We start from the raw sequence: 11,973 nt of genomic DNA on the forward strand, positions 1-11,973 counted from the left end.
GGCACGCTGGCGCGCCGCGGGGAACTGCGCGCCGCGCCGCGGCTCGCCCACGTGGTGGCCAACTCGCACGCGGTCGCGCAGCGGGTCACCGACTGGTGGGGACTACCCGCCTCGGTGGTCAATCCGCCGGTCCAGGTCGCGCGGTTCACCCCCGACCCAACCCTCGCCCGCGAGGACTTCTACCTGTGCGCGGGCAGGCTGGTGCCCTACAAGCGCGCCGACCTGGCGATCCGCGCGGCGCAGCGGGCCGGGGTGCGTCTGGTCGTTCTCGGCGAGGGCCGCTTTCGCGCCCAGCTCGCGGCGATCGCGGGCCCGGAGACCACCTTCCTCGGCGCCACCTCCGCCGCGCAGTTGCAGGACATGTACCGGCGCTGCCGGGCGTTGCTGATGCCGGGCATCGAGGACTTCGGCATCGTGCCCGTCGAGGCGATGGCGTGCGGCGCCCCCGTGCTCGCCGTCGGGGCGGGCGGCGCACTCGACACGGTGCGGCCCGGTGTTGTCGGCGCCTACGTGCCCGCGGGCACCGACGACGAGGTCGTCGCGGCACTGGCCGAGCTGATGGGCGAGTTCGATTCGGCGACCTACGATCCGGCGAAGATCCGCGACCACGCGCTCACCTTCGCCCCCGAGGTGTTCCGCGCGCGGATGGCCGGGGTCGTCGACGACGTCCTCGCCGGCCGGTAGCGACAAGTTGTCCGAAACTCGCAGTTACTGAAATCAACTGTCACACACACCCTTTGACCTGCGACGATCGGTGACAATTCCCACACGGTGACCGGGCGCCACGAGCTTGCCCGGCAAGGTTACCGACGAGTACGGTGAGGGCCTGCCGGGACGACGATGTGCCCGGTTTCTCTCCAGCCACGTGCTGCTGGATTTCGACCGTTGATCGCCGCATCCACCGCCGCATGCCGGATCACTGTTGCACGACACCGTGTTTCGAGAATTTTCAGGAGGGGCGATGGTTTCCTACATCGTGACAGGCGGTACCGGATTTCTGGGTCGGCGAGTGGTGCGGGGGCTGCTCGCCGCCGACCCGACGGCGATCGTGCACGTGCTGGTGCGCGCCGAGTCGCTGGCCAAGTTCACCGCGCTGACCGCGCAGCATCCCGACGGTGATCGGGTGTTCGCGCTGGTCGGCGACCTGACCGCCGACGGCCTCGGCCTGGGCGACGAGCCGCCGCGCGCCGATCACGTGCTGCATCTGGGCGCGGTCTACGACATGACCGCCGACGAGGAGACCGCGCACGCGGCCAATGTCGCCGGCACCCGCTCGGTGATCGAGCTGGCGCGCAGGCTCGACGCCGTGCTGCACCACGTGTCCTCGGTGGCCGTCGCGGGCGATCACCGCGGCAAGTTCTTCGAGGAGGACTTCGATCTCGGCCAGAACCTGACCTCGCCGTATCACCGCACCAAGTTCGCCGCCGAGAAGCTCGTCCGGGAAACCACCGACGTGCGCTGGCGGGTGTACCGCCCGGCGATCGTGGTCGGTGATTCGCGCACCGGCGAGATGGACAAGATCGACGGCCCGTACTACTTCTTCGCCGCGATCGACGCCCTCTCGGCGCTGCCGGCCGAATTGCCGCTGCCCCTGCCCGATCTGGGCGCCACCAATGTCGTTCCGGTCGACTACGTCGCCGAGGCGATGGTCCGGCTGGTGCGCAAGGACGGACTCGACGGGCGCACGTTCCACCTGGTCAACCCGGAGCCGCAGCCCTTCGGCGAGATCTACCGCGCGCTGGCCACCGCCGCGGGTGGCCCGGTGGGCATCGGCACGGTCCCCGGCAGTGCCCGCGCGCTGTCGGGCCTCGGGCACGTGCCCGGCGCCCACGCGGTGCGCGACTTCCTGTTCGAACAGGCGGGCATTCCCGCCGAGGTCGCGCCGCACGTCGGTTTCACCGCCGAGTTCGTCGCCGAATCGACCCGCGCGCAGTTGCCCGGCCTGACGGTGCCCGCCTTCGACACCTACGCCCAGCGGCTGTGGGACTTCTGGCGTGCCAACCTCGACCCGCATCGCGGGCGGGTCCCGGCCGACGCCGACCGGCTCGCGGGCCGGATCGTGCTGATCACCGGCGCGTCCTCGGGCATCGGCCTGGCCACCGCGCACGCGGTCGCCCAGCGCGGCGCCACCGTGCTCATGGTGGCCCGTGGCGTCGAAGACCTCACCGCCGCAGCGGAATCCGTGCGGGCCGACGGCGGCACCGCCTTCGCCTACCCGTGCGACATCACCGACGCGACGGCCGTCGACGGCCTCGTGCAGCAGCTGCTGAGCGAGCACGGCCATGTCGATTACCTGATCAACAACGCGGGTCGCTCGATCCGTCGCTCGGTCGCCAACTCGGTGGACCGCATGCACGACTTCGAGCGGACGATGGCGGTGAACTACTTCGGCGCCGTGCGGCTGATCCTGGCGCTGTTGCCGTCGATGCGGGAGCGCCACTTCGGCCACATCGTCAACATCTCTTCGATCGCGGTGCAGACCAAGGTTCCCCGCTTCGCCGCCTATGCCGCCAGCAAGTCGGCGCTGGACAATTTCAGCGATATCGCCGCCGTCGAGAACCGTGGCGCCGGTGTCACGTTCACCTCCATCCGGATGCCGCTGGTGCGCACCCCGATGATCGCCCCCACCGATCTCTACCGCGCCCTGCCGCTGCCCGACCCCGAGCGCGCCGCCCGGATCGTGGTGCGCGCGATGCTGGAGCGGCCCGACCGGATCGATACCCCGGTCGGCACCTTCTCGCAGGCGGTCGAGATGTTCCTGCCCTCGCTCAAGCGGACCATCATGCACACCGGCTTCCGGCTCTTCGGCGAATCCACTGCGGCACAGGGCAAGCCGGTGCTCGCCGAGCCCGCCCCCGAGCCGGCGGCGCCGGTCGAGCCCAGCCGCAACGCGCTCACTGTCCTGGCTCCGGTGCTCACCCCGCTGATGGTGATGCCGGGTTCGGCGGCCCGGATGAGCCGTGTGCTGCCGGGCGTGCACTGGTAGTCGCCCTGGATCGACGACACCGGGCCGCGCACGATCACCTCGTGCGCGGCCCGGTTCGTCGCGGTCGCGACCGGTCTCGCGATCAGTGCGTGGGCACCGGCGCCGTGGCCTGCCAGGGCTGTCCGGCCGCGATGAGCGGGCGGATCGCGCGCAGCTCCCGGGGCCTGCGCATCGCGACGGCTCCGACCGGGCGTCGATCGCGCAGAGCGACGGCGAGGAAGTCCTTGCCCGCCAGATCCCCGTCCACGACCAGTTCGTCGTGCGGGTGAATCCAGCCGGCGAACTGCATCGAGACGCCGTGCTGGTCGGTCCAGCCCCACGGCACCTCGGCGGGCGCGGCCGGGTGCCCGAGCATCGACAGGGCCGCCGCCGCGCCGGCGGTCATGGCGGAGTTCCAGTGCTGACCGCGTTCGAATTCCCCACGCAGCGGGTGGAATCCGGTGGTGGCGTCGCCCGCGGCGAACACCCCCGCCGCCGAGGTGCGGTAGTGCTGGTCGACGACGATGCCGTCGTTGACGGCGATCCCCGCGGCCTCGGCCAGCGCCGTTTCCGGCACCGACCCGACGGCGACCAGCGCGGCGGCGGCCGACCAGGTGCGCCCGTCGGCAGCGGTGGCCGTGACGCCGGTGCCCGCGTCGACCACCTGGGTGGTCAGCACGCCGTTCTCCACCACGACGCCGTGTTCCTCGTGCAGGCGCCGCAGCACGTCCGACACCGCCGCGGGCACCACCCGATCCATCAGCGCGGCTCCGGCATCGAGCACCGTCACGCGGGCACCCAGACCCCGCACGGTGGCGGCGACCTCGCAACCGATCAGCCCACCACCGATGATCAGCAGCGAGCCGCCCGCGGTGACCGCCGCCTGGAGCGCGGCGATGTCGGCGCGGGTGCGCAGGGTGTGCACCCGGGTCGAGGTGGTGTCGATCGTCCGCGCCCGAGCCCCGGTGGCCAGCAGCAGGCTGTCGTAGCCGAGCACCTCGCCGGTGCCCGATCGCACTGTCGCACGGTCGATATCGATCTCTTCCACCCCGAACGCGGGGCGCAGATCGATCCGGTTGTCGACCCAGAACTTCACCGGTTTGAGCAGCGCGCGATCGAACGATCCGGTGCCTGCCAGCAGTTCCTTCGACACAGCGGGTCTGCGGTAGGGCAGGTCCGGTTCGTCGCCGACCAGGACGATCTCCCCCGCGTAGCCCTCGCGCCGCAGCGTCTGGGCCGCGGTCGCGCCGGCGACGCCGGCACCCACGATGACGATCCGGCCGCTCATCCGCGGCTCACCTCGAGCATCTCGAAGTCGGCCTTGGCCGCACCGCAATCCGGGCAGGACCAGTCGTCGGGGATGTCGTCCCAGCGGGTGCCCGCCACGATCCCGTCCTCGGGCCAGCCGAGCGCCTCGTCGTACTCGAAACCACATTGCACGCAACGGAACAGCTTGTAGTCGCTCATCGTGACACCTCCTCACTCGGCGCGAAGTCGAGCTTCTCGCGGACCCCGCAGTCCGGGCAGCACCAGTCGTCGGGGATCGCCGCCCAGGCGGTCCCGGCCGGGAAGCCCTCGCGGGGCGCGCCTGTGGTCTCGTCGTAGCGGTAGTCGCAGACCGGACAGGTGTAGGCGGCCATCAGCGCGCTCCGTACTTCGCCAGGACCTTGTCCCGCTTGGCGGGCTGGATGTTCACGCGGGTGATGTCGCCGTCGTAGTGCGCGAGCACGCGCGGGTCCATCACCTTGCGCCACAGCGGTGTGAGGTAGGCCAGGCCGATCAGGCTGGCGTAGCCGCTGGGCAGTTCGGGCGCGCCGTCCATGTGCCGCAGCGTCTGGTAGCGCCGGGTCGGATTGGCGTGGTGATCGCTGTGCCGCTGCAGGTGGTACAGGAAGATGTTGGTGACGATGTGGTCGGAGTTCCAGCTGTGCTCGGGGGTGCACCGCTCGTAGCGCCCCGAGGCGGTCTTCTGCCGCAGCAGACCGTAGTGCTCGAGGTAGTTCACCGTCTCCAGCAGCGAGAAGCCGTACACGGCCTGGATCAGCAGGAACGGCAGGATCACCGGGCCGAACACCGCGACCAGCGCCGCCCACAGCACCACCGTCATCAGCCAGGCGTTGAGCACGTCGTTGTGCATGCTGAACGGTCCCTTGCCGAGTCGCTCGAGGCGGGTGCGCTCGAGTTCCCAGGCCGAGACCAGGCTGCCCCACACACTGCGGGGCAGGAACGTCCAGAACGATTCGCCGAAGCGGGCGCTGGCGGGGTCCTCCGGCGTGGACACGCGCACGTGGTGACCGCGATTGTGCTCGATGTAGAAGTGACCGTAGCCGGTCTGGGCGAGGGTGATCTTCGACAGCCAGCGCTCCAGCTCGTCCTTCTTGTGCCCGAGCTCGTGCGCGGTGTTGATCCCGATGCCGCCCATCGCGCCGATCGTGAAGGCCAGGCCGATCTTCGACACCAGGCCGAGGCCGCCGTCGATGCCGAGCCAGGACAGATCGTCGGCCGTCCACAGGTAGCAGGCGAACACCAGGCTCACCAGCTGCAGGGGGATGTAGGCGTAGGTGCAGTACCGGTAGTACCGATCGTTCTCGAGCAGCTCCATGGCTTCTTCCGGCGGGTTCTTGCCGTCGGGGCCGAAGAAGCGATCCAGGATCGGCAGCAGCACGTAGAGCAGGATCGGCCCGAGCCACCACCAGACCGGCGCGACCGCGGTCCAACCCAGCTGGTTGAACGCCCACACGAAGGCGACGGCCAGCAGCGTCGCGCTGGGCGCGATCAGGCCGAACAGCCAGAGGTAGCGCTTGGGGTCGCGCCAGTGCAGGACTGCCGTCGACCCTTCGTGGTCGTCGATGCGAGATGTCGTCATTGTCATTCTCCTGATCGCCGAGACACCGGCTCGGTCATTGCTGTGTTCGTTTACAACATAGCGCGATGTGTTCTCAGTGAATACACTTTAGGAGGAATTGTCAATGAACGAGCAGATTCGATAGCACATGTACGATGATCGAGTGGCCGAATCGCCGAACTTCCACGCCGAGATGCGTCTGCTGTTGCGGGACCGCATGCTCGATGCCGCCCGCACCATGGTCGTCACCGAAGGGTGGGGCGCGGTCAACATGTCGCGCGTGGCCAAGGAGGTCGGCGTCAGCAGGCCGGTCCTGTACAAGGAAATGGGGACCAAACAGGCCCTTGCCGACGCCCTGATCGAGCGCGAGCTGGGCATCTACCTGGCAGGCATCGCCGACACCCTGGCCGAACACCCCACCGACGCCATCGCGGGCATGACCGCCGCCGCGGACTACGCGCTGCGCAACGCCGGGGACAACACTTTGATCAAGGCCGTGCTCGCGGCCCGAGCGGACGGCGACACCGCGCTGCTGCCCGCGTTGATGAGCGATCCGGAGCCGGTGTTGGGCCGCGCGGTCGCCACGCTGACCGGCACCGTGCGGGAGCACTACCGGCTCGACGCGCTGTCCGACGACGAACTGACCTCGTTCGTCGAGATCATGGTCCGGCTGACGCTGAGCCATCTGTTCCAGCCGACCGGCAGCGTCGACCGCGCGGTGGCACAGATCGGCGCTGTCCTGAACGGGGTACTGCCCGCCGTCTGACGACGACGGGCAGCAGGCTCACAGCCGCGCGTCGACCTGCCCGACGGCGTTGGCGAAGGCCCAGCTGTAGGCCCCGTGCGCGGTCGGGAAGACCCCACCCGCGCAGACGGGATCGCCCGCGGTGCAATAGTTCGCGGTGCGGTCGGCGTACCACGGCGCGACCGTGCCGCCGACGAGCCGCAACGGATCACCGAACAGCAGCACCGCCACCACCCGCGAGGACACCTCCGGCGGCAGCACCCACATGCCGGGCAGGATCATCATCGCCGGCGAGCCGAGGACTCCGTGCGTCACCGCCGCGCCCTGCGAGTAGCCGACGAGCACGAAACGCTGGTCGGGGCAGGCCGCGGCCTGAGCGAGCACATGCGTCGTCATCGCCCTCGTACCGTCGCTGACCGAGGAGGGCACCAGCAGATCCGCCGGGTACTCGACCCGATGGGCGGTGGTGTCGACCGATAGTTGCGCGCTCAGCACCGCGTAGAGCGGGTCGCCGACGACCGAGCCGAGATAGCCGGGTTCCTGTGTCCCGCGGGCGACCACGACATCGAGCGTGGCGCAACTCTGCGCCATCGCCGTCAGTCCCGGTGACATCGCTGTCCCGATCCCCGCGGCCAGTAGCAACACCGACAGCGCTCGCGCTGTATGTCCTGCGACGATACGAATTACCTTCCGGTTGGTCATGGCACCCACCCACTCACGCCGTTGTGAGAACTAGAGAGACGAGCGATCACCGTCCACCGCAACGGTATTCGGCGTGCTCACTGGTGGGATACCCGCTGACCTGCATCGACTCGACGCGAAGTCGGCATCTCTTGCGCCACGGTCGGGTCTCGGATCATCGTGCGGCACAAGGCCGCAGGCGGATCAGTGCTTCTTCGGCTTTTTCTTCTTCTTGGGCTTGTCGTGGTCGGGCTCCCACTCGTAGCCGGGGATGCCGCGCTCGCAGTAGGAGTTCTCGACGAGGACATCGCCCTGGTCACGCTCGCACCACCGCTCCGACCGCGAGCAGGAGGTGGCGCCGAGACCGGCGAGTACCGTGAACACGAGCAGGGCAGCACCGGTACGGGTTCGGACTTTCATGGATTCCCAGACCTCTCTCGAACGAAACGCCGCTGGTCAGAGCATTTTCCAACACTTGCCCCCGGCCACCGACGCACCAATGCTACGTTCCGTGGATGTCGAGCACAGTGTCAGAGCCCACCGACGACTTCACCCCCGACGCGATCGTCGTCGGCGCAGGCCTCGCCGGGCTGGTCGCCACGCACGAGCTGGTACTGGCCGGCCGCAATGTCCTGGTGGTCGACCAGGAGAACCGCGCCAATCTCGGCGGCCAGGCGTTCTGGTCGCTGGGCGGGTTGTTCTTCGTCGACAGCCCCGAGCAGCGCAGGCTCGGGATCAAGGACTCCTATGAACTGGCACTGCAGGACTGGCTCGGTTCGGCCGGTTTCGATCGCGAGGACGAGGATCGGATGGCGCGCCAGTGGGCACAGGCCTACGTGCGGTTCGCTACCGACGAGAAGCGGGACTACTTGCACGCCTTGGGTCTTCGTGTCACGCCGCTGGTCGGCTGGGCCGAGCGCGGCGGCGGACTGGCCGACGGGCACGGCAACTCGGTGCCCCGCTTCCATCTGACCTGGGGCACCGGACCCGAGGTCGTGCGGGTCTTCCTCGAGCCCGTGCTCGTCGGCGAGGTCCGCGGCCAGGTGCGGTTCGCGTTCCGGCACCGAGTCGACGAGCTGATCGTCACCGACGGCGCCGTCACCGGGGTCCGCGGCAGCGTCCTGGCCCCCAGCGACACCGAGCGCGGGGTCGCCTCGAACCGGGACACGGTGGGCGAGTTCGCCTTCCACGCGCCCTCGGTGCTGGTGAGTTCCGGCGGCATCGGGCACGCGCACGACCTGATCCGCCGCAACTGGCCCACCGAACGGCTCGGTCCGTGCCCGGAGACGATGATCTCGGGCGTGCCCGCCTATGTCGACGGCCGGATGCTCGGCATCTCCGAACAGGCCGGCGCGGCGCTGGTCAACCGAGATCGCATGTGGCACTACACCGAGGGGATCAACAACTGGGATCCGGTCTGGCCCGATCACGCGATCCGGATCATTCCCGGACCCTCGTCGCTGTGGTTCGATGCGAACGGAATCCGCATGCCCGCACCGTGTTTCCCCGGTTTCGACACCAACGAGACGATGCGCCGGATCCTGTCGACCGGGCACGACTACTCCTGGTTCGTGCTCAACCAGACGATCATCGAGAAGGAGTTCGCGCTCTCGGGCTCGGAGCAGAATCCCGACATCACCGGCAAGGACCTCAAGCTCACGCTGCGCAGCCGCGTCGCCAAGGGCGCTCCGGGTCCGGTGGAGGCGTTCAAACAGCACGGTGTGGATTTCGTCGTCGCCGATTCGCTGACCGAGCTCGTCGACGGCATGAACGACATCGCCCGGGGACCGAAGCTGGACGCGGCCGCGCTCGAGCGCCAGATCGTCGCCAGGGACCGTGAGGTCGCCAATCCCTACACCAAGGACGCGCAGATCTCCGCGATCAGCAACGCCCGCAAGTACTTCGGTGACAAGGCGGGGCGCGTGGTCAAGCCGCACCGCGTTCTCGATCCCGCGCACGGCCCGCTCATCGCGGTCCGGCTGAACATCCTGACCCGCAAGACGCTCGGTGGCCTGCAGACCGATCTCGATTCGCGGGTGCTGCGACCGGACGGCGAGGTGTTCCCCGGTCTGTTCGCCGCGGGTGAGGTCGCCGGCTTCGGCGGCGGCGGCGTGCACGGCTACAACGCGCTGGAGGGCACGTTCCTGGGCGGGTGCATCTTCTCGGGTCGCGCGGCGGGTCGGGCGATGGCGCGGCGGGCGACCGAGTAGGCGCTAGACGGGGCGGCCGTGCCGGGGGCCGAGGGCGCGTGCCGCTTCCTTGGCCACCTCGGCCAGCGCCCGCGCGAGCCGGGCGGTGTCGAGGGCGCTGCGGTCGCCGTGCACCGTGCCCGACAGCGAGATCGCGGCCAGCGCGACCCCGCGGCCGCGGATCGGCACCGCGACACAGCCGACACCGGGCAGCGATTCCTCGGTGTCGACGGCCACGCCCTGCCGATTGCGGATCCGGGCCAGTTCACGATGCAGTTCGGCGCGATCGATGATGGTGCGGGCAGTGCGCGGCACGGTGACCCCGCGCAGCGAGGCCTCGGCGATGCCGGGTTCGAGGGTGGCCAGCAGCGCCTTGCCGACCGCGGTGCAGTGCGCGGGCAGTCGTCCGCCGACCCGGGTGGGGATGGCGACCTGGCTGCGCCCGCCCGCGCGGTCCAGGAACAGCACCTCGCGTCCGTCGAGGACGGCGAGATGACCGATCAGGCCGGTGCGCTGGCTCAGGTCGTAGAGCAGCGGACCGACGACTTCGCGCAGCTCGTTGTGCTCGGCGGCCAGTCCGCCCAGCTCCAGCACGCGCAGCCCGAGCCGGTAGCCGCCGGGGGTGTGCGCGAGCCAGCGCAGCCGGATCATCTGGTCGAGGATCCGGTGCACCGTGGAGCGCGGTAGCCCGGTGCGTTCGGCCAGGCCGAGCAGTGTGAGGGTGGGAGTGGTCGAGTCGAACGCGTCGAGGATCAGCGTCATCCGCTCGATCATCGACGTCGGCGGCGCACCGGCGGCCCGGCCCGATCCGGTCCACAGGTCCTCCGGCGCCGGCTCGGTCACGATCTCGACCGTCATTGATCCAACCTCCACAGTGTGTAGCGGATACAGACTAGAGCCGTCCGTGTCGCTTACGCACCATTTCGCTGTACCGAGCGGTTCATCGCGGTCAGGGCGAGGCGTCTGCCGGTCAGGGGTGCGCTGGTGGGGGCCAGGATCGCGGCGATGTCGGCGACGGCGCGGGCGGCCGCGGATTCCGGGGCGGTGTGGGTGAACGGAGCGCCCTCGTCGCCCGCCGCGCAGACGCCTGGATCGAACGGGATCCGGCCGAGCACCGGACAGTAGGTGTCGAGGAGCGTACTCAGCGCCCGGCTGACGGCAGTGGCCCCGCCCGCGCCGAACAGGGTGTGCCGGGTCCCGTCCGGGCTGTCGTACCAGGACATGTTCTCGATGATGCCCGCCACCCGCTGCCCGGTCCGAGCCGCGACGGCGCCCGCCCGTTCGGCGATGCGGGCCGCCGTGCGCTGCGGCGTCGTGACGACCAGCAGCTGGGCGGCGGGCAGCAGTTGGGCCAGGGAGATCGCGATGTCACCGGTGCCGGGCGGCATATCGATCAGCAGGATGTCGAGCTCACCCCAGTAGACGTCGTGCACGAACTGCGCCAATGCGCGATGCAGCATCGGGCCGCGCCAGACGACGGGGGTGTTGCCGTCGGCGAACATGCCGATCGAGATGACCCGGACACCGAAGGCGCTGGGCGGCATCATCATTCGCTCGACCAGGGTCGGGCCGACGGTGATGCCGAGCATCGCGGGGACCGAATGCCCGTGCACGTCGGCGTCCATGATGCCGACCCGCAGACCGCGGCGGGCCAGCGCGACCGCCAGATTCACCGTGACGCTGGACTTTCCGACACCGCCCTTCCCGGACACGACGCAGTACACCGTCGTCGGCGACGCCGGGTCGGCCGGCCCGCTCGCCGCTGCGGCGTCCGGCCCGCGCAGCTGGACGCGCAGCGCCCGGCGCTGGTCTTCGCTCATCACACCGAAGTCGATGTCGACACCGGCGACGCCGGGGAGCGCGGTGACGGCGGCCCGGATGTCCTCGCTGATCCTCGCCCGCAGCGGGCAGGCGGCGACCGTCAGCAGGACGCGGATGCCGACGTGGCCGTGAGCGTCCACCGCGACGGCCGCGACCATGTTCAGTTCGGTGAGCGGACGGCCGATCTCGGGATCGCAGACCTCGCCGAGGGCGGCGATGATCTGTGTTTCGGTCGGGGTGCTCGGCGGGGGCATGGGTGTGTCCTTCACCGGCAGAGGCTGGCGCGCAGCATGTCCGCGCGTTCGACGACTTTGACCCGTTCCCGGCCTTCGGGCGCGCCCAGCGCGCGCTCGTGCGCGTCGAGGCGATACCAGCCTGCCCAGGTGGTGAACGGAATGCCCGCGCCCGCGAGGAATTCCAGGACCGCGCCGGGATCGGGACGAGCGGGGCAGGGCGAGGTCGGACGGTCTTCGAGCAGGCAGGCCACGGTCTCGTTGGCATCGCCCTTGGTGTGGCCGATAAGGCCGATCGGGCCACGCTTGATCCAGCCCGTCACGTACACACCGGGCAGCGGTCCGGTGGCGGTGAGGACGCGGCCCGCCTCGTGGGGAACGGTGCCGGTGTCCTCGTCGAACGGGATGTCGGGCACCTCGGTGGAGCGATAGCCCACGGCGCGGTAGACGGCCTGCACGTCCCACTGCTTGAACTCGCCGGTGCCCTTGACGTT

The 11,973-nt window shown here is 69.8% G+C and carries 12 protein-coding genes and 1 pseudogene; 4 read left to right on the plus strand and 9 right to left on the minus strand.

Features of this window, described 5'->3' with window-relative positions; translation table 11 throughout:
• On the plus strand, window positions 1-684 hold a 684-nt coding region (locus tag V8688_RS28890; protein ID WP_342802117.1), incomplete at its 5' end, for a glycosyltransferase.
• Between the two features lie 277 nt (window positions 685-961).
• A complete protein-coding gene (locus V8688_RS28895) occupies window positions 962-2,986 on the plus strand; it encodes an SDR family oxidoreductase (protein WP_218716205.1) in 2,025 nt (674 codons plus the stop codon).
• An 82-nt stretch (window positions 2,987-3,068) separates the two neighbouring features.
• Here V8688_RS28895 and V8688_RS28900 read toward each other — a convergent pair whose 3' ends face one another.
• The 4 genes from V8688_RS28900 to V8688_RS28915 are packed head-to-tail and all read right to left on the minus strand — an operon-like array spanning window position 3,069 to window position 5,831.
• Entirely contained in the window at window positions 3,069-4,253 is a 1,185-nt protein-coding gene (locus V8688_RS28900; protein WP_218716204.1) for an FAD-dependent oxidoreductase, read from the minus strand.
• Complete coding sequence (locus tag V8688_RS28905) at window positions 4,250-4,432, minus strand: rubredoxin (RefSeq protein WP_218716203.1); 183 nt, start codon at window positions 4,430-4,432, stop codon at window positions 4,250-4,252. The genes V8688_RS28900 and V8688_RS28905 overlap by 4 nt, the downstream gene beginning before the upstream one ends.
• Complete coding sequence (locus tag V8688_RS28910) at window positions 4,429-4,605, minus strand: rubredoxin (RefSeq protein ID WP_218716202.1); 177 nt, start codon at window positions 4,603-4,605, stop codon at window positions 4,429-4,431. Before V8688_RS28910 ends, V8688_RS28905 begins: the two co-directional genes overlap by 4 nt.
• The gene (locus tag V8688_RS28915; RefSeq protein ID WP_218716201.1) at window positions 4,605-5,831 is read right to left on the minus strand and encodes an alkane 1-monooxygenase; all 1,227 of its coding nucleotides are present in this window, start codon (window positions 5,829-5,831) and stop codon (window positions 4,605-4,607) included. Before V8688_RS28915 ends, V8688_RS28910 begins: the two co-directional genes overlap by 1 nt.
• A gap of 142 nt (window positions 5,832-5,973) precedes the next feature.
• On the opposite strand from V8688_RS28915, the gene V8688_RS28920 reads away from it, so the two are divergent.
• Window positions 5,974-6,576: a TetR family transcriptional regulator gene (locus V8688_RS28920; RefSeq protein WP_316574661.1), complete on the plus strand. Its 603-nt coding sequence runs from the start codon at window positions 5,974-5,976 to the stop codon at window positions 6,574-6,576.
• A gap of 18 nt (window positions 6,577-6,594) precedes the next feature.
• Here the strand turns inward: V8688_RS28920 and V8688_RS28925 are convergent, their stop codons facing one another.
• Both V8688_RS28925 and V8688_RS28930 read right to left on the minus strand, forming a co-directional pair.
• Window positions 6,595-7,167, minus strand: coding sequence for a cutinase family protein (locus V8688_RS28925; protein ID WP_218716199.1), 573 nt, complete (start codon window positions 7,165-7,167; stop codon window positions 6,595-6,597).
• A gap of 273 nt (window positions 7,168-7,440) precedes the next feature.
• Complete coding sequence (locus V8688_RS28930) at window positions 7,441-7,656, minus strand: hypothetical protein (RefSeq protein WP_342802118.1); 216 nt, start codon at window positions 7,654-7,656, stop codon at window positions 7,441-7,443.
• 95 nt (window positions 7,657-7,751) lie between these two features.
• Here V8688_RS28930 and V8688_RS28935 point away from each other — a divergent pair, with 95 nt between their 5' ends.
• Window positions 7,752-9,446, plus strand: a complete 1,695-nt coding sequence (locus tag V8688_RS28935; protein WP_218716197.1) for an FAD-binding dehydrogenase — start codon at window positions 7,752-7,754, stop codon at window positions 9,444-9,446.
• 3 nt (window positions 9,447-9,449) lie between these two features.
• Here V8688_RS28935 and V8688_RS28940 read toward each other — a convergent pair whose 3' ends face one another.
• The 3 genes and pseudogenes from V8688_RS28940 to V8688_RS28950 all read right to left on the minus strand — a co-directional run.
• Entirely contained in the window at window positions 9,450-10,283 is an 834-nt protein-coding gene (locus tag V8688_RS28940; RefSeq protein ID WP_218716196.1) for an IclR family transcriptional regulator, read from the minus strand.
• Between the two features lie 53 nt (window positions 10,284-10,336).
• Entirely contained in the window at window positions 10,337-11,500 is a 1,164-nt protein-coding gene (locus tag V8688_RS28945; RefSeq protein ID WP_342802119.1) for an Mrp/NBP35 family ATP-binding protein, read from the minus strand.
• 11 nt (window positions 11,501-11,511) lie between these two features.
• A pseudogene (locus V8688_RS28950) lies at window positions 11,512-11,973 on the minus strand (pyridine nucleotide-disulfide oxidoreductase); the annotation flags it as partial.

The organism is Nocardia sp. No.11, from assembly GCF_038752175.1.
GTDB classification, from domain to species: domain Bacteria; phylum Actinomycetota; class Actinomycetes; order Mycobacteriales; family Mycobacteriaceae; genus Nocardia; species Nocardia canadensis.

What these genes read in the sequence shown, in the direction of transcription:
- V8688_RS28940 (WP_218716196.1), bottom strand. Translation starts at nt 10,283, where the DNA reads ATGACGGTCGAGATCGTGACCGAGCCGGCGCCGGAGGACCTGTGGACC.
- V8688_RS28925 (WP_218716199.1), bottom strand. Translation starts at nt 7,167, where the DNA reads ATGTCACCGGGACTGACGGCGATGGCGCAGAGTTGCGCCACGCTCGAT.
- V8688_RS28900 (WP_218716204.1), bottom strand. Translation starts at nt 4,253, where the DNA reads ATGAGCGGCCGGATCGTCATCGTGGGTGCCGGCGTCGCCGGCGCGACC.
- V8688_RS28930 (WP_342802118.1), bottom strand. Translation starts at nt 7,656, where the DNA reads ATGAAAGTCCGAACCCGTACCGGTGCTGCCCTGCTCGTGTTCACGGTA.
- V8688_RS28895 (WP_218716205.1), top strand. Translation starts at nt 962, where the DNA reads ATGGTTTCCTACATCGTGACAGGCGGTACCGGATTTCTGGGTCGGCGA.
- V8688_RS28945 (WP_342802119.1), bottom strand. Translation starts at nt 11,500, where the DNA reads ATGCCCCCGCCGAGCACCCCGACCGAAACACAGATCATCGCCGCCCTC.
- V8688_RS28915 (WP_218716201.1), bottom strand. Translation starts at nt 5,831, where the DNA reads ATGACGACATCTCGCATCGACGACCACGAAGGGTCGACGGCAGTCCTG.
- V8688_RS28935 (WP_218716197.1), top strand. Translation starts at nt 7,752, where the DNA reads ATGTCGAGCACAGTGTCAGAGCCCACCGACGACTTCACCCCCGACGCG.
- V8688_RS28905 (WP_218716203.1), bottom strand. Translation starts at nt 4,432, where the DNA reads ATGAGCGACTACAAGCTGTTCCGTTGCGTGCAATGTGGTTTCGAGTAC.
- V8688_RS28910 (WP_218716202.1), bottom strand. Translation starts at nt 4,605, where the DNA reads ATGGCCGCCTACACCTGTCCGGTCTGCGACTACCGCTACGACGAGACC.